We start from the raw sequence: 25,181 nt of genomic DNA, 5'->3' as shown, positions 1-25,181 counted from the left end.
TTATTTAAGGTCGTAGATTCAATTTCGCAGACTGTACCTGGCCATTACCGTGCAGGGTAACGAAGTACAGCCCGGCAGCCAGGTTATTAGGCCGCCATTCCAGCAAGTTGCCTCCGGCAGCAGCTTCTGTCCCGATACGTGCCACTTCCCGGCCCGTTGCATCGCTGACGACCACGATAATCTCAGCAGCAGCAGGTGCATCGAAGCTTAGGTACACCCGCTCTGTGGCCGGGTTGGGGAAGAGCTCGAAGCGGGGCGCCGTGCCGGTAAGGGCCGCAGCGTCCGTCACGCTCTGCAGCGTCAGCGGCTCCGGCAGGTTGACCGTGCCCAGGATGTCGTTCGCAATGAAGACAAAAGACTCTTCCACGGCTTTGATTTCACCGTCTGTACCATCGTAGTACTTGAAGGTGGCCGTGCCGCCCTCGGCGTTGCCGTAGACGGTCATAAAGAGCAGGTAAGCATCCACCGCCTCTACGTAGATCGGCTGCGCGCTGCCGCGCACCTCACCGTTGATGAAGGCGCCGACCTCGTCCCCTTCGTGCAGCAGGTTGCCCGTTTCGGCATCCGTGACCACTGCGATCAGGTTCATGCTGTGCTCATAATCGTGGGGGTCCACTTCCCACTGCGAAGCGCTGCGGCCTTCGATGCCATCCTGATTGCGGAAGGCTTCCTCATTAGGCCCGTTGAAGCTCTCCGGGTAGGTGAGCGTGCCCGCCTCGCCCAGGTTGATCAGGTAGCCGTTCGGCGAGCTCATGAAGTCCAGGTTGCCCACCCAGCCTACGCCGGCCACATACTGCGCAAAGCCAGCCTGGCTTTTGATGATATCGCCATTGAGCGGGCTGAGGGATGCCAGGGCCTGATTGACCGGCATGCCCGCCTGCGGCAGGTAGCCGATCCAGTTCCAGCCCGCGGACAAGCTCATGGGCGTAGCCGGGTCTATCGGGTTGCCCAGGATCACCAGGCTGTCGAAAGCGGTGCCGTTGTACTGGTACATCGTCAGGTGGGACAGCGCCGTAAGCGATCCGGCCCAGACACTGCCGCCGTTGAAGTACTGGCTGAAGCTTGTCTGCCCCTTGATGGTGGCATCTTCCGGGCGCGTCAGGCTCGAAAGGGCCGCATTGATGCTCGGGTCTGGCAGCTCCAGGTTGTAGGAGATCCAGTTCCAGCCCGGGAAGATCGGGATCTTGCGCAGCAGCAGGTTGTTCGTGTGGATGACCTGCGGCACGATGGGCGAACCGATGAGGTCGTCGGCTACAAAATCGAAACTTTCGTTTGTGCTGCCGTAGAGCGTGCACTCCCGGGCATCCCAGATCTGGAAGGTCACCGTCTCCCCAACCAGGTTGTTGCTGTAGATGGTCAGGAAGGCCAGGTGTTTGTCGATCTCGGCTACGTACTCCACGGCTGCCACACCGCGCAGCTCGCTGCCGACAAAGGCGCCGATGAGGTCAAGGTTGTCTGTGGACACCTCTCCTTCAATATTCAGCTCGGCGGTCATCGTCATCGAGTAGGCAAAATTGCCCGGGTTGATCTCCCAGCCCGGCCCTTCACAGGCCACCCGCAGGTCGACATCAATGTCCTTGTTGCCGTCTGTGCCGACCACATTGACTTGAGTTGCATATTCGTTTTGCGGGAGGTTATCTGCAAAAACAAAAGTAATCTCTTCCTGCTCGCCGGGGTCTAGCGTGCCGTCTGTGGGCGCTATGGTCACCCAGGCAGGGATGCTGCCGTAGGAAACTGAGCCGTCCGGGTTGTCGATGCGCGGGCCAGTGATGCTGAAATTCATCGGGGCACCGCTTTGGTTGACAATATCCCGGGTAACGACCAGCCCATTGCCTTCGTTTACGACTTCGTCTATGTCCGAGCCGGCCGTCCAGCGCAGTGGGTTAAGGTCGACGAGAAACTCCCAGGATTCAAAGTTTACGGTCGGGCTGCCGGGAGCGCCGATGGGCACTTCCATGGGGTTGCCGGCCAGGTCCTCGATATCGGTAGCTACCGCACGGAGGGTCTTGCCATTGATAAAGCGGGACTGTATCTCGGGCGTGATGATGATCTTGTCGCCCACGCATTGGCTGCTGAAGGGTACGAGCGCGCCGGTTTCGGTATCGATCAGCGCGATGTTGTTCAGGTTGATATTCGTGCCGATGCCATCCGCATCAAAGACTTTATTGCAATTGATCGGCTCATTGAAGGTGATGGAGATCTCATCGCCACGGCTCAGGATGCCATCGGCGGGCTGTGGCGCGCCGAACAGCTCGGGGGCCTCGGTCTCCTTGACCACCCTGATGACTTCAGAGATGCCTGGCGAAAGGTCGCCGCCTATCGTGCCCCCGCAATCGGCGATTGCTCTTAGCTCGTAGGCGCCGTCCTTCAGCTCCATCATGTCCCACTGCACGATCTTAAAGACCGGGTCATTGGCAAAGCTGTCTGCCGGCAATTCCAGGATATTGACCCAGGAGCCATCGCCCGGGATCGGGCGGTACTGCAGGCGGACAATGTCCAGGTCCGGGTCCTCGTTATCGTACTCGCTCAGGGTGACAAAGAGGTTTTCGTTGCCCGGCGTTACCACATGGTTCTGCAACGGGAAGGAGATATCGATCGGTGAACAAGGCTCGATAAAATACACGTCGAGCTCCAGGGGCAGGTAAAAGCGGCTGTACACCTCCTTTTCCCCATTCGACTGGGCGATGGACTGGTAATCATCGTAAATGAGGAAACCGCCGACCCCGGCATCAAAGCCTACAGACTCGGAGTGGTCTATTTGGCAGGTAGAGGCAAAATACAGCCCCAGGTCTTCAAAGGTGAACTGCCCGGTATTGGGGTATTCCACCGTGACCGTTTTGTTGAAAGACTGATTGCCGATAAACTGGAACTCCACGGGGTTAATCAATGGCTCCCCGTCCAGCTTGATCAATGCGCCATCGGGGTTGCCGCCTTCGTCTACGCCCAGCTCATAAACCAGCCCGTCCGTGCCATTGGGGCCGATGCTGCCCAGGGTCACCTGGAAGACCGCCGGGGTGTTGTCCGGCACATTAATGGCTACGTTTTCGGCCACCTGAATGGATACTTCCTCCCGGTTGCGGGTGCCAGGTATCCAGGGGCACATGGATTCCCCGCCTGCTAGCTTGAACATCGGGGCAGTAGCAAATGGAGCCTTGTTCAGGCTTGATACCTGGTAATTGGTATTAGTGATGGTATTGTCAAATTCATACAAGGTAGAAATCTGGTCTTCCAAAGCATCGACTTCATCCTCCATGGCTTCCAGGTCATCAAACCCGATATTCGGCTGCGGGCCGGATGCAATGCCCACAGAGTAAAAGTCATTCAGGTCATCATCAGCGAGGGTGAAGGAGGTTTCCACGAAGTTGCTGGTAGAGACCCCCTCGGTGGTTTCGTTGGTATGGTTGTAAGCGATCTCTACAGTCCAGTCCACACCAAAGCCTCCCACATCAAAACCAGTTTCATTCTGAACACCTCCACCGCCACCAAGCGTGGTAGTAAACGTATTGGTACCCGTCATCGTACTTGAGGTCGTCTCCGTATAGGTAGTCGCCGCGTCGAATGTGATGTTCCTATCATACTGCGCTTCTCTTTGGCGATAGCGCTTATTGGTTACCTCTGTCACCCACTTGTCTCTCGAAAGCTTTGCCTGATCTCTTTGCACCTGTGGCACGCTTTCGTTGGCAGCGATCGAATCCAACAATGGAATCACTTCAGTCAGGATTTGCCATTCTGAGAACACAAAGTCCGTGGCAAATCCAACAGGTGAAATCGTCAAAATCTGATCGAACGTAAATCCACAATTATCAAAATCATAATCCAAAATATCCCGGGCACCAACTTCGAAGTTCATAGCCGCTCCAAAATACACATCAGCGTACGTACCCCAGATATCGTCCCCATCTGAAGTACTAATCTCTTTAGTTGTGGTGAAACAAAACTCCGCCTCGTTGGAATTCGATTGGCTAGCCTCAAAAGTGCCAGAAATCGTAGTTGTATTTGAGGCTTCGAGGGAGGTGATTACCCCGGCGACTACACCGCCCTTTAAAATCTCTGTTTTCTTCCCTTTCTTAATTGCAACATCTAAACTTCCATTTTCAGTATTGACATTTACGTCTCCCCAGGTCACACAGGTCTCAGTGCCCTGAGTCAGGGTGGCATAGGAACCGTCCCCCGGAGGGTCGTACACAATACCAAAGACTTCTGATGGCCCGGAAGTGGAAATGGTACCGGGCAACTGCCGCTCACCCAATACAATTGCCTGATAGGTTTCTGTAGCCTGCAGCCCATCGACCTCCGTAGTCACCTGTAGGTTTTTGGTGTGAGGGGGCAGCATATTCGGGTTATTGGCATACCACTCGTATACGTAAGTGCTGGTATCGCTTAGGATTTGCTCCTGATCGCTTTCCTGAATGCCATTGTTGATCGTCAGCGCAAACGTATCCAGATAACACTTTCCACCATCATAATCCTGAAAGACCCGAATGTTATTGGAATATAGCTTGGGTGTCGAAAACTCCTGGGAGTCATTGACCAGTGGCAGGTTGCAATCGTTAGCCAGCAGCCCGTCATTGATCTCGCCCAACTCTACATTGGGCGGGCTGATGTACATGAAGTCCACCGTATCCTTTTGCGTATTGCGGAGGTCGACTTCCGTACCGCCCTGTACCTGGAAGTAATTGTAAATTACACTATTGGAGTGCTCGGTCACCGATACGGCAACCGGGATGGGCGGGACATTATCAAACTTGAACTTGCCGTCCACCGTCTGTAGCTGTAGTTCTTCTTCGTAGCAGCCGTTCAATGCGGCCAGCTTGACCTTTACGATGGCGGCCGGGTCGCCATTGCCGTCTTCCGGAATAACAGACTTACGGCAAAGCCCTCCGAACACCTGACCTTCCACCTCCCGCTTGGTCAGGTTTTGGAAGAGCACATTGGCAATGGGCGTATTCAGCTTGCGGGCCTCGAAAAAGGCAGGGAAAAAGCTATGGGCTGTACTATCTTCCCCATACCTTGGTGTCAGCACCACATTGGCACCCGGCTCAAAATCAGCCACAAAGCGGCCTTCTTCATTGGTGAAAATAGGTGGGAAATAGGGTGCCCCGTTAACCAAAATCTCCACGCTGTCCTGAAAGCAGAAGGTATTCTGGAAGCGGATCACCCCAGAGATGGGCACGGTGGAAATGTCCGTAAAGTCCACATCGCTCACGGCCGTCGCACTGTTGTTGATATTCACGAAACGGTTATTAGGCTGGAACTCATGCGGGAACTCCTCCTGCCGCAACGTGATGAAGGAATAGGATGCGCCCTTGATCGCCCCTACTCCGGTAGCCGCCGGGCCGCTGTCAAATACCTCCGTGCCTTCGCTTTCATTGAAGTTGAAGTAGGAAGTCAGGCTGCCGTGGCCTACATCCGTGCCCCCATCGCCAAAGGCGGTAGCGTGCAGCTGTATTTCCTGCAGGGTCAGCAGAGAGTCGGCGTAAAAGGCGACTTCATCTACCAGGCCCGTAAAAAAATCTGTGGGCGTAGTGATATCCCGGGCACCCACCTGCCAGGCTTCTGCTTGCCAGCTTCCGGCCAGATTGCCGTAGCTCAGGCTGGCTTCTTCGTTCCCGTTCAGATAAAACGTCACTGTGCCGGCTGTGCTGTTCAGGCTCAGGGCCAGGTGCTGGTATTCACCAACGGCATCGCCCAGTTCCTGGGTCTCTCCGTTGACCGTCAGCTTGTACTTGCCATTTTCCAGGAAGAGGTTAAAGGCATCACTGCCGCCTTCCACTTTGCTCAAAATACTCTGCGTGCTGTTCAGGTCGAAAGGGTGTACCGTGACTTCAATGTGGCTCGTATCAGACAGGCCAAAATTGGTCAGTACTGCCGAGGACTCATAGGCTGCATTGAATTCCAGCGCATAGTTATTGTAAAACAACTTCGAGGGCCGGGCCGTGAAGTTCTGTTCCTGGCTGTAGTTGATGCCTTCCATGAAGTAAAACCCGGTGCCATCGGTGATCGCTCCATTCAGAATATCCGGCGTGTCATCCGAAAAAGTGGCCCCGTTTAGGGTTCCGTCTATCCCGGTTTTGGAGATATCAAAAACTTTGGAGCCGAGGCCCTCGTCAAATTTCCAGTAGCCGACCAGGCCTTCTGTAAACTTGTTCGCGGTGATGTCTTTGGTAGAGACAATCTCCGTCTGTGTAAGCAAGCGGTTGTAAATGCGGATGTCATCGAGATTCCCTTCAAAGAAGCCCGATTGGTCCCGCCGGCTGCCGATGGAAAACAGGGCGGGTTCATTGACAATAGCCGCTTGTATGGAGCGCTTGAATTTTCCGTCAACGTACAGGATCATGGAGCCCCCTCCGTAAACCACTGCTACGTGGTGCCATTCGTCCCGCTCATCGGTGCCAACCGTATTGGGGTCGTCCTCAAACTCGTATGCCATTTCATGCGCGGTGCCATCGCCAACGCCGGCTACCACGCCTTTCGCCATATTGGACGGGGTGGTATGAATCCAGAAGTTTTTGTTCAAATCACTGCCGAGGTCAATGATGCCGTCTGAGTCGTGGCTGTCCCCGATTTTCACCCAGGCAGATACGGTGAACATATCAGTTGGCAGGGCTTCATCGTAGGAAATGCAGATGTTTTCGCCCTCGCCCCCGAAAGCCAGCGATTGGCCTATGGTGGGCGTCAGGGTTACCATAGCGCCGGGCACCGGATTGCCGTTGGAAGTCTGGATCTTCCCAGAGACCACTCCATTAGGATTGACAAAACCGACGCTCACGCCTGCTACGCCATCGCCAAAGGTGTTTTTACCGATGATTTTGTACTCATAGAACTCACCGGCTTGCACATTGAAGTCAATGAACTGGGAAATACCGGGATCAACGCTAGTCAGATAGGCATCGTCCCGGAGCACGATAAAGCCTTCAGAAGATGTAGGGCCAAGTGGGTCTTCTGACCAGTTGATAAGTACCCGGTCCGGGAAATCCCCCTGTGAAGCCATTACGGCAGGAGCCTGAGGGGGCATCCTCAAGATAGACCATATCCCGTACTCGCTGGTGTAGGGTTGCGAAGTGATGGAACCGACTAGTGGCTGCCCGACAATGATGTCAGATTTGTTGATGTTGCTGAAAGCATTGGTCGTTGTACCGTATATGAAGTTGACTTCCCCTTCAGCTACCGGTAGCCCTTCCAGCGGGTTGCAATCTGTTTCCACCTGAGCATGAAGCCAATGGCTCATCCCTATGCAGCAGAACAGACATAGCAATAGTGTATATCTATAGTTCATGTTTTATTCTTTTGATGTTCCGTCTTCAAACCAAGGCTGATTTGAGAAAGACAATATTGAAAGCCAACCAAGCCACCCTTTGCAGGGCAGAATCCTGGACTCCCGCCTTATTTTTTGATAATGTACAGCACAGCGATGTTCTTGGAGCGGGTTTCGTTGCCGCCACTGCTACTTATGGTGTGCGTGTGTGAACCGGCTGACTGCATGGTGTGAGAGTGAGTACCTGCTGAGGCTGTACTGGATACCCTAGCACCTGCTCCATCTCCTCCATTTCCCTCAGCGCCTTCACCACTGAAGGACATAACCCCATCTGTTCCGTTTAGACCATGACTATGGCTTCCTCCGTCGTTTATGGTATGTGTATGGCCACCTGCAGAACCCATTGTGTGGTTATGGCTTTCAAATTCATCCCCTTGATAAGTACCTACATTATCTCCCGTAGCACCACCAGCAGCAGATGCACTTCTGGAACTGCGATCAGGGTCAGTAGATTCTCCGTTCGCCCAGCCCCGCAAAAAGACGCCGCGGGAGTCCGGTACATTGAAATCCGTATTTCCATTTTGTGAACCAATACCCGTTGTGCCATTGCCCCAGGCGGTGCCAATAGCGGCAAAAAGCTCAGGATATTCGCTACTGCTCAGCGCCCGGCCGTCGCAGGGTATATAATCATCAGGCACCCTGTTAAGCGGGCCGGCAAAAGGCATCATGGAACCGGCAGGCACACCGTTGCCCGCCCGGGCGGCAAATTGTGTATTCAGGGTGTAAGGAGCATAGGTCAGTTCCGTACGCGGGGAAAGCTCCACGCCATTGACCTCCACGCCTACAAATAGAGTTTCCGAAAAATCTGAAGCATCCAAAGCTTCGACGCTGCCCAGGCGGTGGCTGTATACACCACCTGAGACCTGCACATTAGCAGTCTCTTCCCATACGGCTGTACCTCCGGAGTTGGTGTTGTACAGGCGGAAGGTGACATCATAGGCACCATCGTCTACTGCGGAGCTGTTGGCGTCTTTGAGGGTACCTTGTATGCTTATCTTAATATCGCTTTGCGCGAAAGCAAAAACTGCTGAGGCCAGTACAAGAGCCATAGCAATAAAGAACCGAACGGAGTTTTTCATGGACTTCATGATGGAACATTTTTTACAGCGCAGCGGGGTTGTTTTTCCGCATTACTGCCTGGAAAAGAATAGAAGAGTTGATGAATGAATAGTGTGAAAATGAAGATGATTCAAAGTAGAGTGACATCTACATTGATTTAGCAATTGATTGATAAAGTGATCGTAAGTGAAAGATTTGGTGCAAGGGTTGAGGACTGTTTTTCATGAGTATAACTGGTTGTGAATTAAACAAGGGTTTAGCAGGTGTACGATGGTCGTTACCGTACACAAAGGGTTCGTACCGTTGTAGTTATTGGGACGATGCTGCCAGGTATCAACAGCAAGGATTTAGTGAGGGTACACTACTACGCTTGAGTTGAATGGGCAGTCTTAGCTTTTGGGATGAATTTTCTATTGTAAAAGTAGTTTTTAGATATTTAAAAAAACCGTAAATGTGGCGAACGCAGGAAATGCTGTGGTGAACGCCTGCAAACCCGTGGCGAATAAAGTTGTGACAGGGCACGTCGATCCCTACCCGTTTTTCTCTTCTGGTTTTTTCCAGCAAAAGGCCCTATTTTCACCTTCAATAAATGCACTTAAAAATGAAAATCGGAAGGTGGGCCTGCCTCATGGGGCTACTACTTTGGCAGTTTGCGCTGCAGGGGCAAAGCAGCACAAACGCAGCGGACAGCCTGGCGCAGATGCTGCAACAGGCTAACAGCCCTCAGGAGCGGGCCACAGTCCTGCAAAATCTGGTGCAGGCCAATTGGAGCAGTGATAGAGATCAGGCCAAAGCCTACCTCAGGGAGCTGGAAGATGTGGCCGGCCAACTGGAATCAGACAGCATCACCGCTTTTGTGTACCTGCATCAGGGGCACCTCCGCTATCAGGCCGGGGAGTATGAAGCGGCCAGAGCGCTTTACAAGCAAGCCAGCCAGTTGTACGAAAAGTCAGGGCTGCTCTCCCCTGCCCTCCAATGCCAGGCCAGGATGGGCATCATGCATAGCCTGCAGGGCGCCTATTCTGAAGCAGAAGCTCTCTACCGGCCTGCGCTCCGGAAGGCCCGTCAGGTGGGCGCAGCCGATGCAGAGGTTTTTATCATAGCACAACTGGGCACGCTTTTTCACTATCAGGGTGCCTTTGATTCTGCGCAGCAGTACTATAATGCCGCTATTGCCCATTATCGGGAGAGCGGCGACTCCCTGTATATGACCCGCCCGATGTATAATCTGGCGGTTTTACAGATGGATGCCGGCAAATTTGAAAACAGTCTGCAGACTTATACCGCCATTTATGATTTCCAAATGAGCCGAAAGGCTTATGAGGATGCGATGATCACGCTGGAAGGCTTGTCTAAGGTCAATAAAAACCTCGGCCGCTTGAGTGATGCCGCGGACAATTTGCTGGAAGCCTACCACCTCAGCGAACAACTGGGCGACGTCCGTATGAAGGTGCAGGCATTATTGGGCATGGCCCTCATTGAAGGGGAACGCGAAGCTTACGACCTTTGCAAATCCTATCTCAGGGAGGCGCTGAGCCTGAGCCTCAGGCTCGAAAATGCCGATCTGATCATGGCCGCCTATTACCGGCTGGGGCAGTTGTACCATGGGCTGAAGGAGTATGACTCCGCTGCGGTTTATATTACAGAGGCAATCTCCAGGTTGGATGAATTCGGTACACAGCGCTATGCTCCAAGCTTTCTCCTGCAACTCGGGCAGGTTTATGCCAATGCCGGGAAGCTTGAACGGGCAGAGGAGACGGTACGGCAGTTAGGTGCCTATCAACCGTCTACCTTCGAAGGGCAGGATCTTGTTTCCTATTACCGCTTACAGGGTGTCATCAGCGAGGCGAAGGGAGACCATCAGGGTGTCATTCAGTACCTCTCCCCTTCTTATGAAGCTTACCGGAAAAACCGTATCTACGAGCAAGCCAAAGAGGATGCCCTGACGCTTATGAATGCCCACAAGGCACTGGGTCAGACAGATGAAGCCCTGTACTATGCGGAAGCTATCCACGAACTCCGGGACACCCTTGACCAAAGCAAGGACCTGGAGCGCCTGGCCGAACAGCGAAAAGATTTTGAGTTTCAGCTGGAAAAACAAAAACTGGAGGTGGAGCAAGCCAAAGAAGCCGCCATCCTCAAGGCTCAGGCCACACAAAACCTGATACTTGCCATTGGAGGGCTACTGCTTGCCGTGCTTGCCTCCAGCTTTTTCTGGTACACCCGCCGCAAAAATCAGACGATTGAATTGCAAAACCAGCAGCTGCAACAGCTCAACGAGACCAAAGACCGCCTCTTTGCCATCATCGGGCATGACCTGCGCAAGCCGGCCATCGCCTTCCGGGGGATTACCAAAAAGGTCAACTATCTGCTGCGCAAAAAAGACTTCACCACGCTGGAAAGACTGGGGGCAGAAATCGAGCAGGACGCTGCCGGGCTCAGTCAGCTTACCGAAAACCTCCTCAACTGGGCCCTCACGCAACGGGACGTTATGCCTTATCAGCCTACCCAACTGAAGCTGCTGCCGCTGCTGGAAGATACGGCCGCGCCATTCCAAACCGCGCTCCAAAACAAGCACCTGGATTTGGAATGGGCCATACCCGAAGATACGGTCATCTTCAGTGATGCCAATGCGCTGAGCACGATTGTGCGTAACTTGCTCGATAACGCCATTAAATTCACACCGGAAGGAGGCCGGATTACCCTCGAAGGCACCTCCGATGAGGGCTTGTTCCGGCTCAAGGTGCGGGACACCGGAGCAGGCATGCCGCCCGAACAGCTGAAGGAACTTTTCCTGCTCAAAAAAGGCCGCACTCAGCCCGGCACTGCTGGCGAAAAAGGGTCAGGGCTGGGGCTCCACCTGGCCCATGAGCTTTCAAAACTCAACCAATCTACCCTTGGTGTGAGCAGTAATATTGGAAAAGGCACTATATTTACCCTTAGCCTGCCCCTGAAAGCTACTTAACCTAAACACCTGCTATGTCTTTAGCACCTCTTAAAATCCTGATTGTTGAGGATAACCTCTCTTTCGCCCTTGAGCTGGAGATGCTCCTCGATGAAATGGGCTACACCGACACCCTTCGCGCCGACCACTCCGGCACCGCACTCGACTATATCTACAGTCAGGAGCCCGACCTCATCCTGATGGACATCGACATCAACGGCAATCTCAGCGGGCTGCAACTGGGGGAAAAGATCGCCCACCTCGACATTCCCGTCCTCTACATCACTGCCCTGCAGGATGCCCCCTATCAGGAAGCTTCCCGGCAGTCCAACACCATTGGCTATCTGGTGAAGCCGGTACAACCACTGACCCTGCGCTCCGCCATTGACCTGACCATCGCCAAAGTGCGGATGCTGAAAGACAGTGAAAAGAATGACGCTCTTGAGAACCGGGAACACTTTATCACACAGCAGTTTTTCTTCTTCAAAAAGCGGCATATTTACTACAAAGTCGCCATCAATGACATCCTCTACGCACAGTCCGACGACAACTACGTACAAGTGCAGGTGCGCAATGCAGAAACCTTCACCCTCCGCATCACGCTGAAAAACCTGGAGGAACTACTGCCTTCTGAAGCCTTCCTGCGCACCCACCGCCGGTTCATTGTTGCCGTAGAGCATATTGAGGCCATCAACTTTCAGGACAGCACCCTGCTGATTGATGGCATGGAACTCCCTGTCAGCCAAACCAAACGGCAGGAACTGGAAGCCCACATCCAAAAACTAGGCTGAGGGGAAAACAGCGTGTGTACAACAAACTTCACAAAACAGAAAACCATACCACATTTAAGTGCTATGGCTGCTGGGGTAGAGCTTCCCGCTCTGCTCCAGCTTATCCAGGATTTTTAGGCGATGCACCAAAATAGGCTAATAGCAAATGCTGCCAGGCGATAAAGAGCTTGTTGTTATACGCACGAAAACAGCACTATCTACTCTCTGTCCTCACAGGCGCCTTCTTCCCAGTAGGTGACACCACCATAATTTTCGGCATAGCAGGAGTTCGAGTAGGTTTTGCCGTCACAACCACAGACGGGCTGATAGATTTCGATACAGGCAGCTGCCTTGTCGATCTTAGAAGAGTCAACACAATCATCGGCTACAGCACCGTTGCGGTTGCAGGTAGCGCTCATCAGGATTAAAGCCAAAGCTGAGATCAAAAATGAATACTTCATTGGTAATGAGGTTTTGCAAAGAAACGCAGCATTGAGCTTCTGAGTTGCATGCCCGCTACCGGGAATCGCTTTTGGGGCTGCCCAGCGCGCGCAGTATCAGAAAACCCGTCAAGCCAGCAATCAGTGAACCGATCAGGATGCCCACTTTTGCGGAGTCCAGTAGTGCGGGGTTATCCTTAAAGGCAAGGTTGGCAATAAAAATAGACATGGTAAAGCCTACTCCGGCAAGGAAGGACACGCCAAGTATTTGCATCCTGCTCACGCCATCGGGCAGTTTGGAAATACCCAGCCGGAGCGCCAGATTGGACATCAGGAAAATACCAACAGCTTTACCCACAATCAGGGCCAGGGCAATGCCCAGAATGAGGTTCATATTCAAGGCCGTGTCCGTGCTCACTGTGACACCGGCATTGGACAGGGCAAATACGGGCATGATCACGTAAGCCACCCAGTCGTGCAGCTTATGCTCCATGCGCTGCAGGGGCGACTGCACCTCCGTGGTCCATTCATCCAGGTTGTCAATATGCTCTATCTGTGCTTTGGACAGGAGGCCATTTTCCTGACGCGGGGCTTTAATGATCTTTTCCTGCAACTCGTCCAGCGCCTCCATAAACTCAGGTATCTTCACCTTTCGGTGAATGGGAACGGTAAAGGCCAGCAGCACGCCGGCAATAGTCGGGTGGATACCTGCCTTAAGGAACAGCAGCCAGACCACCACGCCCAGCACCACGAGCAGATATTTGGAGTACAAGCCCCGCATGGTCAGCAGGAATAATACCCCCAGAATAGCAAAAGCAATCAGGATCAGCATCCACTTGATGCCCGAGCTGTAGAAAAGGGCGATGATGAGTACGGCCCCCAGGTCATCCACGATCGCAAAAGCCGTGAGAAAGACCTTGAGGTTGAGCGGCACCCGGTCGCCCAGCAATTTCATAATGGCCAGGGAGAAGGCAATATCTGTTGCCATGGGAATCGCCCAGCCGGCCAGGGCCTCCGGGTCGTTATTAGACAGCACAAAGACCAATGCCGGGAAAGCAATACCTCCAATAGCTGCGAATAAGGGGAAAATGGCCTTTTTGGGCGCGTTTAACTCTCCAACGGAAAGCTCCCGCTTAATTTCCAGCCCGATCAGGAAAAAGAAGAGCGCCATGAGCCCATCATTGATCCAGAGGATGACGGGCTTGACCAGCTCAAAGTTGGTCATTTTCACACCGAGCTCGTACCCCCAAACCGCCTGATAGGAGTCGCCGAATGGAGAATTAGCCCAGACTACGGCTATAATCGTCGCTGCAAAGAGCAATACCCCACTGAGGCTTTCAATCTTTATGAACTTCTCCATCGGGGAAGTCAGCAGTTGCTTTAACATGGTTTTTCGTTTTTGGACGAAAAATCAACACGGTTCCGGGCATTGCGTTCGCAGTTTTGGGGGCTTTTTTCAGCTTCCGCGAAGAGATGCCTGCATATCCGATGTGCGATGCGTCAAAACAGCTGGCAAAATCACCTTCCCGGTAAAAACCGATAGGTGCTGTAATACAGGGTTACAAGTTTAAAAAACCGTCTCTGCTACCTGTACGAAATAGAGTGGCCTACCCGCCTTTTAACATCAAATCCATTCTCTAACTAAGGAGAATTGCAGTGCTCCCGACGCTCCATGCATTGCCACATGCTTCAATTTTCCCTACCTTCGTTACAAAAAGTGAGCCCCGGAAAAGTTCTGATATGCTATGACGAAATCGTTTCTTACGCTGGCTTGTTTATGTCTACTGGCTATACCTGCACTGCATGCCCAGACCCTTACGCTGACCAATTCAGCGAGCACTCCACTGCCGGGCGCTACGGTGATCGGGCAGCCCAGCAGTAATTTCGCTGTTACAGACCAGAACGGCCAGGCCGACCTAAGCCTTTTCGCTTCTTCTGACACCCTGTACATACAGCTCCTGGGCTACACGACTCACCGGATACCCTACACAGATGCTCAGGCACAAGGCTTCCGAGTACAACTCGAGATGACCGCCCTGGCACTGGATCAGGTCGTCATTTCCGCCAGCCGCTGGGCTCAAAATGCCAGCCGCGTCCCCAACCGGATTTCCGTCATCCAATCGGAGGAAGTGCTGCTGCGCAATCCGCAAACTGCTGCCGACCTGTTGGGCAGCTCGGGCGAAGTGTTCATTCAAAAAAGCCAGCAGGGAGGCGGCAGCCCGATGATCCGGGGCTTCGCTACCAACCGGCTGCTGATTGCTGTGGATGGCGTGCGGATGAATACGGCTATTTTCCGAAGCGGCAACCTGCAGAATGTGATTTCCCTCGACCCCTTCGCCACCGAGCAAACGGAATTGCTCTTCGGGCCCGGCTCTGTGCTCTACGGCAGCGATGCCATCGGGGGCGTTATGGCCTTTTACACCCTCACCCCTACCCTTGCCGATAGTCAGGAACGGCAGTCTTCGGGTAGCGCCGCCCTGCGCTATGCTTCCGCCAATGAGGAGCTGACCGGGCACTTCGACATCAATATCGGCGGGCAAAAATGGGCAGCAGTGAGCAGCTTTTCCCACAACCGCTACGGTGATCTCCGGATGGGCCAAAATGGGCCCGAAGATTACCTGCGGCCTTTTTATGTGGAACGCATTGATGGCATTGACCGGGTGGTTTCCAACGCCGACCCGCTGTTGCAAACGCCTACGGGGTACGAACAGACCAACCTGATGCAGAAGGTGCGGTTCCGCCCCAATGCTGCCTGGGACTTCACCTACGCCTTTCACTATTCTGCCACGACTGATTATGCCCGGTACGACCGCCTGGTCCGAGACCGCAATGGCGTGCCCCGAAGTGCGGAATGGTCCTATGGCCCACAGATATGGCAAATGAATCAGCTGCAGGCTTCACATACCGGGCAAAATACGTTTTACGACGAAGCCCGGCTAAGCCTCGCCCATCAGTTTTTTGAGGAAAGCCGTATTGACCGGGATTTTGGCGATCCGGTCCGGCGCACCCGCACCGAAGCGGTGGATGCGCTTTCGGCCAATCTGGATTTCACCAAACGTCCCGGGCGGCACCAACGGTTGCTATACGGATTCGAAGCCCTTTACAACAAAGTGGCCTCAGAAGGGCAGCTCAATCATCTGGACACAGGAGCGGAAGATGCCGGCCCGGCCCGGTATCCTCAGGCCAACTGGCAATCCTATGCGGCCTATCTGACGTATCAGCTTGAAGTAAACCCTAAGCTCCGTTTGCAGGCTGGGGCACGTTACAACCACTTTCTGCTTGACGCTGATTTTGATACCACGTTTTTTCCCTTCCCCTTCACCAACGCAAGCCTGAATAACGGAGCCCTTACCGGCAGCCTGGGTGCGGTGTGCCGGCCCGCGCCATTGTGGGGGATACGTGCCAACCTCTCCACCGGGTTCCGTTCGCCCAATGTCGATGATATTGGCAAGGTATTTGACTCCGAACCCGGCTCTGTAGTCGTGCCCAATCCCAACCTGGGGGCGGAATATGCCTACAATGCAGAGCTGGGCTTTTCCAGAGTGATTGGGGATGGCATACAGCTCGACCTTACAGGCTATTACACGTTGCTGGACAATGCTTTAGTTCGTCGGGATTTTTCACTTTCCGGACAAGACAGTATTTTTTATGATGGCACCTTAAGCCGGGTGCAGGCTGTGCAAAATGCCGCACAAGCAAGGGTTTACGGACTACAGGCAGGGGTGGACGCGCAGTGGGCTAACGGCTTAGGCATGCACGCCCGCTTCAACGTTCAGGAAGGGGAGGAAGAACTGGAGGAAGGGGGCACCACCCCGCTGCGCCATGCGGCACCCTGGTTCGGGGTATTCCGGTTGCAATACGAGCAGGAGGCCTTCCGGTTGGAACTGAACGCGCAGTACCACAGTGCTTTCGATTTCGAAGACCTGCCGCTCACAGAGCAGGATAAGCCGTACTTATACGCCGCTGATGCTAATGGCAATCCTTATGCACCGGCCTGGTACACGCTGGACTTCCGGGCGCTTTACCGGATCAGCGAGACCTTTACCCTCAGTGCCGGAGTGGAAAACCTGACCGATCAGCGGTACCGGCCTTACTCTTCAGGGCTGGCAGGCGCCGGACGGAATGTGGTGCTGAGCGGGCGGGTTGGGTTTTAGGAGGGTGTACCGCCTATAGTCAAGCCTGCCTATTCCCGGAAAAAGGCGGGAAGGATGGAAAATGGCTTTATTTTTGAGCTATCCTCCTGCCCCAACCTACCCACTTTGAAAACTCATGATCCATGGTTGCAACACCTCACTTTAAATCTTTTGAGCGGCAGACAGAACAGCTGCGGGCAATTGCCCATCCGGTACGGCTCGCCATACTCAACCTGCTCCACCGGCAGGCGCCCCTTACGGTAACCAATATCCACGAAGCCCTGAGCATTGAGCAGGCCACGGCTTCCCACCACCTGAAGATTTTGCGGCAGGCGGGAATACTGCGTCCACGGCGGGACGGGCGCTATGCGTACTATGAACTCACAAGCGATGCCATGGGGGAAATCCTGGAATTACTGGAAAACTCATGATTTGTTCCTATTTTTGCGCACGCAAAAATCAAGGACGTTATGCTCACCGCTATTTCCCCTGTCGACGGGCGCTATGCCGCCAAGACTCAAGATCTTTCTCATTTTTTCTCCGAATTTGCCCTGATCAAGTACCGGGTGCTGGTGGAGGTTCAGTATTTCACGGCACTGGTCAACCACCCGCTGCCCCAGCTGCAGGACTTCCCAACAGCCAAGCTCGATGACTTGCTGCGGATGGCCAACCGGTTCTCCATGGAAGACGCGGAACGCATCAAGGCCATCGAAAAGGTCACCAACCACGATGTCAAGGCGGTGGAGTACTTCCTCAAGGAGCAATTTGATGCGCTTGGGCTGGAAAAATACAAAGAGTTCATCCACTTTGGGCTGACCTCTCAGGATATCAACAATACGGCGACCCCCCTGATGATCAAGCACGCCCTGTATCAGGTATGGCTGCCGGCGCTCAAGGAGGTCCGTAGCCAACTGTCGGGCCTTGCAGAAGAATGGTCGGGCATCCCCATGCTGGCGCGCACCCACGGGCAGCCCGCTTCCCCCACTGCCCTGGGTAAGGAAGTTCAGGTGTTTGTAGCCCGTATTGATGAGCAACTGGAGCAGCTGGACCGCATCCCGTTCAAAGCCAAGTTTGGGGGCGCTACCGGTAATTTCAATGCCCACTATGTCGCTTATCCGGATATCGACTGGCACGCCTTTGGGCACGCTTTTGTGGAAGAAGCCCTGGGCATCCACCGGGCTTTCCCCACCACGCAGATTGAGCATTACGACAACCTCGCTGCCATTTTCATGGCTCAAAAGCGGATCAACACCATCCTGCTCGACCTTTGCCGGGATATCTGGACGTACATTTCCATGGACTACTTCGGGCAAAAGGTGGTGGAAGGCGAGGTCGGCTCCTCGGCTATGCCGCACAAAGTCAACCCCATTGATTTTGAGAACGCGGAAGGCAATCTGGGCATTGCTAATGCGCTGTTCACCCATCTGGCGGATAAGCTACCCGTTTCCCGTCTGCAACGCGACCTGACGGACAGCACCGTACTGCGCAACGTTGGAGTACCCTTTGCGCATGCCCTGATTGCGTTCAAGTCCATCGAAAAAGGCCTTGGCAAGCTCCTCCTGAACCGCGCCAAACTGGAGGCCGACCTGGAGAAAAACTGGATGGTCGTTGCTGAAGGCATCCAAAACATCCTGCGCCGGGAAGGCTACCCACAACCCTACGAAGCCCTAAAAGCCCTGACCCGGGGCAAGACGGCCATTAGCAAAGCAGATATCCACACCTTCGTGGACGGGCTGCAGGTAGCTGATGCCATCAAGGCGGAGCTGAAGCAGATTACGCCACAGAATTATGTTGGGAAATAAGCTTAAAGGGTGTGGCTTCGCCTGTTAATCTGCTCTTCGTGGCACCGCTTTTATACGGACTGGGCTTTGCTGTATTCCTTGGAGTGATGCACATTACGTACCTACGGCGCGGGGAAGCGGCAGCAGATTGGAGGGTTACCCACATACAGCTCCTAACGGAGCTCCAAAGGGTTGCCTACACCTTCTCTTCTCTTGAGCCTTGATAGCGGACTAAAGCTGTATACTGCTTTGTGTACAACTCAGCCATCCCGGCCCCAGTGCCCCATTAGGGGCATAATGTGGGTAACTCCAAGAGATCGAACTGGCTCCGCGCCGTAGGTGCGGGATGTGAACTACTCAGAGCGGCTAGCCTGGAAACGATGCGCTATCGCTTACGTTTGACACCGAACCTTTTGACATAGGCACATTGCGCACCTACGGCGCGGAGAAGCGGCAGCAGATTGGGGTTACCCACATACAGGTCCTAACGGAGCTTCAGGGGTTGCTTACAAGTTTCCTTGAGCCTTGATAGCGGACTAAAGCTGTATACTGCTTTGTGTACAACTCAACCATCTCGGCCCCAGTGCCCCATTAGGGGTATAATGTGGGTAACTCCAAGAGATCGAACTGACTCCGCGCTGTAGGTGCGGAATGTAACTTGAATCTTTTTGTCGTAAAAGAACGAAATGGTTGGTCTGCTACCTCCTGTTCAGTTGAGATAAATTGGGAGGTAGAGCTTATATTTGTCAGGTAACCTCTTTCTTAACTTTTGCTAATCCCCCTAAACCAATGCCAAATACCTACACACAAATTCATATACAATCCGTCTTTGCCGTACGCTATCGTCAAGCTGCCATACAAAAAGAATGGCAGGAAGAATTATATCGTTACATCACCGGCATTGTACAAAACCACAACCATAAGGTTCTTCAAATTGGAGGTATGCCAGACCACGTACACCTGTTCTTTGGCATGCGCCCTACTCAATCTCTATCTGACCTGATGCGGGATGTTAAAGGAGAGTCCTCGGAATGGATAAACAAGAGCGGTTTTTGTAAAAATTATTTTTCCTGGCAGACCGGTTATGGCGCGTTTTCTTATGCCAAATCCCAAGTGCCGAGGGTAATCCGGTATATCCAAAAGCAAGAGGAGCACCATCGGAAAAAGACTTTTCTGGAAGAGTATGAAGACTTCCTGAAAGCCTTCGAGGTGGAGTATGATGAACGTTTTATCTTTAAACCCTTGGAGTGATGCACATTACGCACCTACGGCGCGGGGAAGCGGCAACAGATTAGAGGGTTACCCACATACAGCTCCTAACGGAGCTCCAGGGGTTGCTTACACTTTCCCTTGAGCCTAAATAGCGGACTAGAGCTGTATACTGCTTGGTTTACAGCCCAGCTATAGCTACCCCAATGCCCCATTAGGGGCATAATGTGGGTAACTCCAAGAGATCGAACTGGCTCCGCGCCGTAGGTGCGGAATGTGAACTACTCAGAGCGGCTAGCCTCGAAACGATGCGCTATCGCTCACGTCTGGCACCAAACCTTTCCACATAGGCACATTACGCACCTACGGCGCGGGGAAGCGGCAACAGATTAGAGGGTTACCCACATACAGCTCCTAACGGAGCTCCAGGGGTTGCTTACACTTTCCCTTGAGCCTAAAATAGCGGACTAGAGCTGTATACTGCTTGGTTTACAGCCCAGCTATAGCTACCCCAATGCCCCATTAGGGGCATAATGTGGGTAACTCCAAGAGATCGAACTGGCTCCGCGCCGTAGGTGCGGAATGTGAACTACTCAGAGCGGCTAGCCTCGAAACGATGCGCTATCGCTCACGTCTGGCACCAAACCTTTCCACATAGGCACATTACGCACCTACGGCGCGGGGAAGCGGCAACAGATTGGAGGGTTACCCACATACAGCTCCTAACGGAGCTCCAAAGGGTTGCCTACACTTTCCCTTCAGCCTTGATAGCGGACTAGAGCTTTAACTGCTTTGTGTACACCCAGGTATAGCTGCCCCAATGCCCCGCTAGGGGCATAATGTGGGTAACCCCTAGGCATCGCGCTGGCTCCGCGCCATAGGTGCGGAATGTGAACTACTCAGGGCGGCTAGCCTGGAAACGATGCCCTATCGCTTACGTTCGGCACCAAACCTTTCCACATAGGCACATTACGCACCTACGGCGCGGGGAAGCGGCAGCAGATTGGGGTTACCCACATACAGCTCTTAACGGAGCTTCAGGGGTTGCTTACAAGTTTCCTTGAGCCTAAAATAGCGGACTAGAGCTGTATACTGCTTGGTTTACAGCCCAGCTATAGCTACCCCAATGCCCCATTAGGGGCATAATGTGGGTAACTCCAAGAGATCGAACTGGCTCCGCGCCGTAGGTGCGGAATGTGAACTACTCAGAGCGGCTAGCCTCGAAACGATGCGCTATCGCTCACGTCTGGCACCAAACCTTTCCACATAGGCACATTACGCACCTACGGCGCGGGGAAGCGGCAACAGATTGGAGGGTTACCCACATACAGCTCCTAACGGAGCTCCAAAGGGTTGCCTACACTTTCCCTTCAGCCTTGATAGCGGACTAGAGCTTTAACTGCTTTGTGTACACCCAGGTATAGCTGCCCCAATGCCCCGCTAGGGGCATAATGTGGGTAACCCCTAGGCATCGCGCTGGCTCCGCGCCATAGGTGCGGAATGTGAGCTACTCAGGGCGGCTAGCCTGGAAACGATGCCCTATCGCTTACGTTCGGCACCAAACCTTTCCACATAGGCACATTACGCACCTACGGCGCGGGGAAGCGGCAGCAGATTGGGGTTACCCACATACAGCTCTTAACGGAGCTTCAGGGGTTGCTTACAAGTTTCCTTGAGCCTTGATAGCGGACTAGAGCTGTATACTGCTTTGTGTACAACTCAGCCATCCCAGCCCCAGTGCCCCATTAGGGGTATAATGTGGGTAACTCCTAGGCATCGCGCTGGCTCCGCGCCGTAGGTGCGGGATGTGAACTACTCAGAGCGGCTAGCCTGGAAACGATGCGCTATCGCTTACGTTCGGCACCAAACCTTTCCACATAGGCACATTGCGCACCTACGGCGCGGAGAAGCGGCAACAGGTTATCGATCGTTGCCCTTGACCATACATCCAGCTTTTGATTATGACTCACGGCTTTCGGCAGAGAAGCCCCGCCAAACCCTCCTTAACGTTTCATTAGGAAGGCAGACTAAGCAATTGTCCCAAATACGCGTTAACTTAGGACAAATATTTTCCAAGTTATGCGTGGATACTCCGGATTACTGGCAGCTTTGGTGCTGGGGCTTATGGTTAGCTGTTCGCAGCCTGAACCTGAGGCGGCGGCAGCTGGTCAGGCCGGGTCTTTGCCCATACACGAGGCGCCCGTTGCACCAAGCGACTACCGGGTTCAGTGGGGGGCTTTGAGCATCCCGCTGTCCAAATTCGCTAATCCGGAAGTTTACAAGGGCGAGGCAGCACTTCCGCTGGATGAGTTTAAAATGCTGATCGGGCAGCCGCTAAAGGTTTTCAGGGAAGCCCGGTCGCTGCCCTTTGAAGTGGTACAGCTGCACCGGGAGCCTTATCAGCGGTTTGGGCCCTTCTGGTTTTCCTATCCTGCTTATTCCCCTCAACAGGGATTCGATGCATCGGTGGTGTCTGCTTATCAAAATGGCATTCGCCCGGGAGATATTATCAGCCTGCGGATTGATGTTGCAGACAGTATCCGGATCCAATCCCTGCACATCCGGGTCATTGACCCCATGCTGCCGTACAGTCCTGCTGTAAAGGTCCCGCACCCCCGGCATACACAGGAAGCTTTTGGGTTTCAGGTGATACAGGAAACCGGGCAGCGCCCCATCCTCCGTATTGATACTTCCGCAACCGGAACCCGACATATTTATGAGCTGTACCAGCAAAACGCCCTTTACAAAATCATTCACATACCAGGCTTCCGGACTTACAACCGCTTACTGGCCGACCGCGATCAGCTCTTTTCCACACAGGAAATCCGGCGTACGACCACGCTTACAGAGCCATTGGACTGGAAAGCCCTGCCCGATTATATGGACTACCGCGGGCCTGAGGTAGAGCTACGCTGGGGGCCACTAAGCGCCAATCCGATGAGCACGAATTATCATCTTTGGCAAATTGAAGGACAGTTGGCAGAGCCTGTTCGACTGTTTGTAGGGGCTGAAGAGCTACCCATTCACAGTTTTCAGATGATCATTGCGGGCACCTCCCAACAACCGGAGATGTGGGTCGCCAACAGCCTGCAGCAGTCTGAGCTGGCTAAGCGGCTCTGGCAGTTACAGCCGGCCCAGACCATCTATTTCAACCGAATGATCGTAGAGCCTGAACCCGGTTGCCTGCAACTTTTCCCGCAGGCTTTCGCCTTCAATATTGAATCTGCCCGGCCCTTCCGGCTCACAATAAAGGAGACCGGTGCCGCTCAGCCCTTCTTTGTTTCCGGCCAGGATACAACCGAATCCCCGGTTCGATTGTCTGTTATGGGAATGCGGCTTTCAGAAGTCCTGCCGAAACTGCTGGAAGTGGATAGCAATCAAGTGCACTGGAGTGGCCTGTATCAGGATCCCCGGCTCGACATAATCTTTGCTTCAAGCCGGTACTCCCTTTCTGACGGAAAAGCGATGATCCTGGAGCAACTGGAAGAAGCATACCGGTTGGAAATCGACTGGCGGCCTACGCCTCCGCAGTATGACTTGCAACTCAAAGACAGCCTGCTGCTGCAGGAGCACCTGACCACGGAAGACCCCGGGCGCATCATCTGGGACCAGCAGGAACGAACGGCACTGGTCCTGCGGGCACCGCTTTCGGAAGTCCTGCAGCTGATGCAGCGCGAGTTGGGCGTACCGGTGCACAACAACCTGTCTGTTTCGGAAAGGGCGCTGTTACGGGGGCATCTGGATTTTAGCAGCATAGCGGCCGCCCGGTCTTCACTGGCGCAATTTGGGTTGTCTTTGCAACGTTCGAAAGCCTGTTCGCAGGTCGTCATCCGACAAAGGCCATTGCAATAGAGCTTTCAGGGCGGGCTTGCGGTCATTTTTTTATAGTTTTGCGGACTAAAATTTGAATGCTATGTCGGTAGTGGTGCAGAACCTGACCAAGATATACGGGGAACAAAAGGCGGTCAATAATATTTCCTTCGAGGCGAAGCCCGGGCAGGTTCTTGGTTTTCTGGGCCCCAACGGTGCCGGAAAGACCACCACGATGAAAGTGCTGACCTGCTATATCCCCCAAAGCAGCGGTCAGGCAACCGTTTGCGGGTACGATGTGCAGGAAGCGCCCATGGAGGTCCGCAAAAATATTGGCTACCTGCCGGAGCACAACCCGCTTTATCTCGACATGTACGTGCGGGAATACCTCCGGTTTATTGCCGGGCTCCACAAGATCAGCAAACCCAATCAGCGCATCAGCGAGATGATTGAAATGACCGGGCTGGAGCGGGAGCAGCGCAAGCCTATTGGTGCGCTTTCCAAAGGCTACCGGCAACGGGTAGGCCTGGCGCAGGCCCTGCTGCATGACCCGCAAGTGCTGATTCTGGATGAGCCCACCGCCGGGCTTGACCCCAATCAGCTGGCTGATATCCGGGCGCTGATCAAACAACTGGGCGAGGAGAAAACGGTGATTTTTTCCACCCACATCATGCAGGAGGTTAAAGCCATCTGCGACCGGGTGGTGATCATCAACCGGGGAAATCTCGTAGCAGATGACACCATCGACCACCTGCAGTCCGTCACTACCGGAGAGTCGGTGATTACGGTGGAGTTCCAGAGCAAAATCCCGCAGCAGCAGCTCAAAAAGATCAACGGCGTTAAGGAAGTCCGCCAACTTAATGGCTATCGTTATCAAATCCTGGCGGATGCGGAGGAGGACCTGCGGGCATCCGTCTTTGATTTCGCGGTAGACCAGAAAGTAAAGCTGCTGGAAATGCGCAAAGAAGTATTTGAGATGGACGAGGTATTCCAGCGCCTCACAAAGTAACCCCTATGCCTGTACTACAACGACTCCTTATTGGTTTGCTGCTTGCACTGCCTGTCTGGGTAGGCGCCCAGGCAGACTCTGCCCAGCTCAAGGCGGCTTTCCGGTTTCAGGATGGGGCCTACCTTACCCTGGAAGCCCTGCGTAACAATCAGCCCGACTACCTTTGGAGTGACCTTAATGCAAAACTGGCTGCCAATGCGGAATCTTACCGGGCACAGGCCGAATATATCCGCTCTAAAGACGGTATGGAGCTACCGGAAGAGCTCTGGGGAATCGTACTCGATGGACTGCCTTATATCAAGTTACCGAATGAAATCATGAAAGATACGGCAGTACTGCACTTCGCCGGTTTGCGGGTGCGGGGCCGTATTTGCTATTACGAATTCGAGCGCGAAGAGGAGCGATTAGTAGAAATCAAAGCCTACAACCCACTGACCGGGCGCCCGTTCCGGCGGGGCAATATTTCCAAGCGGGAAATCATCAATGAGGCGCGTATCCTGCACCTGCTTTCCGGGCAGCACGGCCCGCTCGATCAGCCTACCCTGATTGGCATGATTGGGGATGATACCAAGATGTACCGAACGGTTGATGAGCTGCCTGAGACGGCAAGTACCGACATGCTCTACAAATGTGTATTGATTTATGATGATCGCAATCCGGTTTATATCCCCGTACCGGAAGAAGAAGCAAAAAAATCCAAAAAGTAAGCCT

General features: G+C 53.7%; 13 protein-coding genes. 9 read left to right on the top strand and 4 right to left on the bottom strand.

Features of this window, described 5'->3' with window-relative positions; all coding sequences use genetic code 11:
- Window positions 1-4: 4 nt before the first annotated feature.
- Complete coding sequence (locus ACO08I_RS27380; RefSeq protein ID WP_421947716.1) at window positions 5-7,276, bottom strand: LamG-like jellyroll fold domain-containing protein; 7,272 nt, start codon at window positions 7,274-7,276, stop codon at window positions 5-7.
- Window positions 7,277-7,383: 107 nt separating this feature from the next.
- Window positions 7,384-8,403 carry a tail fiber protein gene (locus ACO08I_RS27375; protein ID WP_421947715.1) on the bottom strand — a complete coding sequence of 340 codons (1,020 nt, stop codon included), beginning with the start codon at window positions 8,401-8,403 and terminating at the stop codon, window positions 7,384-7,386.
- 572 nt (window positions 8,404-8,975) lie between these two features.
- On the opposite strand from ACO08I_RS27375, the gene ACO08I_RS27370 reads away from it, so the two are divergent.
- Together ACO08I_RS27370 and ACO08I_RS27365 are read left to right on the top strand one after the other, a co-directional pair.
- Complete coding sequence (locus ACO08I_RS27370; protein WP_421947714.1) at window positions 8,976-11,339, top strand: tetratricopeptide repeat-containing sensor histidine kinase; 2,364 nt, start codon at window positions 8,976-8,978, stop codon at window positions 11,337-11,339.
- Window positions 11,340-11,353: 14 nt separating this feature from the next.
- The gene (locus ACO08I_RS27365) at window positions 11,354-12,109 is read left to right on the top strand and encodes a LytR/AlgR family response regulator transcription factor (protein ID WP_421947713.1); all 756 of its coding nucleotides are present in this window, start codon (window positions 11,354-11,356) and stop codon (window positions 12,107-12,109) included.
- Between the two features lie 197 nt (window positions 12,110-12,306).
- On the opposite strand, the gene ACO08I_RS27360 is transcribed toward ACO08I_RS27365, so the two are convergent.
- Window positions 12,307-12,549 (bottom strand): Kazal-type serine protease inhibitor family protein, encoded by a 243-nt coding sequence (locus ACO08I_RS27360; RefSeq protein ID WP_421947712.1) that lies wholly within the window; start codon window positions 12,547-12,549, stop codon window positions 12,307-12,309.
- 55 nt (window positions 12,550-12,604) lie between these two features.
- A complete protein-coding gene (gene nhaA, locus ACO08I_RS27355; RefSeq protein WP_421947711.1) occupies window positions 12,605-13,915 on the bottom strand; it encodes a Na+/H+ antiporter NhaA in 1,311 nt (436 codons plus the stop codon).
- A gap of 358 nt (window positions 13,916-14,273) precedes the next feature.
- Between nhaA and ACO08I_RS27350 the strand changes: the two genes are divergently transcribed.
- From ACO08I_RS27350 to ACO08I_RS27320, 7 genes are all read left to right on the top strand, one after another.
- On the top strand, window positions 14,274-16,682 hold the full coding sequence (locus tag ACO08I_RS27350) for a TonB-dependent receptor (RefSeq protein WP_421947710.1): 2,409 nt from the start codon (window positions 14,274-14,276) through the stop codon (window positions 16,680-16,682).
- Window positions 16,683-16,804: 122 nt separating this feature from the next.
- Entirely contained in the window at window positions 16,805-17,092 is a 288-nt protein-coding gene (locus ACO08I_RS27345; RefSeq protein WP_421947709.1) for an ArsR/SmtB family transcription factor, read from the top strand.
- 39 nt (window positions 17,093-17,131) lie between these two features.
- On the top strand, window positions 17,132-18,463 hold the full coding sequence (gene purB / locus ACO08I_RS27340; protein ID WP_421947708.1) for an adenylosuccinate lyase: 1,332 nt from the start codon (window positions 17,132-17,134) through the stop codon (window positions 18,461-18,463).
- A gap of 768 nt (window positions 18,464-19,231) precedes the next feature.
- Entirely contained in the window at window positions 19,232-19,693 is a 462-nt protein-coding gene (gene tnpA, locus ACO08I_RS27335; protein ID WP_282778685.1) for an IS200/IS605 family transposase, read from the top strand.
- A gap of 2,037 nt (window positions 19,694-21,730) precedes the next feature.
- A complete protein-coding gene (locus tag ACO08I_RS27330) occupies window positions 21,731-23,503 on the top strand; it encodes a hypothetical protein (RefSeq protein ID WP_421947707.1) in 1,773 nt (590 codons plus the stop codon).
- A gap of 61 nt (window positions 23,504-23,564) precedes the next feature.
- Entirely contained in the window at window positions 23,565-24,470 is a 906-nt protein-coding gene (gene gldA / locus ACO08I_RS27325) for a gliding motility-associated ABC transporter ATP-binding subunit GldA (protein ID WP_282778883.1), read from the top strand.
- Window positions 24,471-24,475: 5 nt separating this feature from the next.
- Complete coding sequence (locus ACO08I_RS27320) at window positions 24,476-25,177, top strand: hypothetical protein (protein ID WP_421947706.1); 702 nt, start codon at window positions 24,476-24,478, stop codon at window positions 25,175-25,177.
- Window positions 25,178-25,181 lie beyond the last annotated feature (4 nt).

The sequence above is a fragment of the Phaeodactylibacter xiamenensis genome (assembly GCF_965229835.1).
GTDB classification, from domain to species: Bacteria; Bacteroidota; Bacteroidia; order Chitinophagales; family Saprospiraceae; genus Phaeodactylibacter; species Phaeodactylibacter xiamenensis.
The sequence above is the reverse complement of the archived record's forward strand: the minus strand, read 5'-3'. Positions and strand labels throughout refer to the sequence as shown.

Bases quoted from the DNA above. Each gene is read 5' to 3' on its own strand.
- ACO08I_RS27380 (WP_421947716.1), bottom strand. From the start codon at position 7,276: ATGAACTATAGATATACACTATTGCTATGTCTGTTCTGCTGCATAGGG.
- ACO08I_RS27375 (WP_421947715.1), bottom strand. From the start codon at position 8,403: ATGAAGTCCATGAAAAACTCCGTTCGGTTCTTTATTGCTATGGCTCTT.
- ACO08I_RS27370 (WP_421947714.1), top strand. From the start codon at position 8,976: ATGAAAATCGGAAGGTGGGCCTGCCTCATGGGGCTACTACTTTGGCAG.
- ACO08I_RS27365 (WP_421947713.1), top strand. From the start codon at position 11,354: ATGTCTTTAGCACCTCTTAAAATCCTGATTGTTGAGGATAACCTCTCT.
- ACO08I_RS27360 (WP_421947712.1), bottom strand. From the start codon at position 12,549: ATGAAGTATTCATTTTTGATCTCAGCTTTGGCTTTAATCCTGATGAGC.
- nhaA (WP_421947711.1), bottom strand. From the start codon at position 13,915: ATGTTAAAGCAACTGCTGACTTCCCCGATGGAGAAGTTCATAAAGATT.
- ACO08I_RS27350 (WP_421947710.1), top strand. From the start codon at position 14,274: ATGACGAAATCGTTTCTTACGCTGGCTTGTTTATGTCTACTGGCTATA.
- ACO08I_RS27345 (WP_421947709.1), top strand. From the start codon at position 16,805: ATGGTTGCAACACCTCACTTTAAATCTTTTGAGCGGCAGACAGAACAG.
- purB (WP_421947708.1), top strand. From the start codon at position 17,132: ATGCTCACCGCTATTTCCCCTGTCGACGGGCGCTATGCCGCCAAGACT.
- tnpA (WP_282778685.1), top strand. From the start codon at position 19,232: ATGCCAAATACCTACACACAAATTCATATACAATCCGTCTTTGCCGTA.
- ACO08I_RS27330 (WP_421947707.1), top strand. From the start codon at position 21,731: ATGCGTGGATACTCCGGATTACTGGCAGCTTTGGTGCTGGGGCTTATG.
- gldA (WP_282778883.1), top strand. From the start codon at position 23,565: ATGTCGGTAGTGGTGCAGAACCTGACCAAGATATACGGGGAACAAAAG.
- ACO08I_RS27320 (WP_421947706.1), top strand. From the start codon at position 24,476: ATGCCTGTACTACAACGACTCCTTATTGGTTTGCTGCTTGCACTGCCT.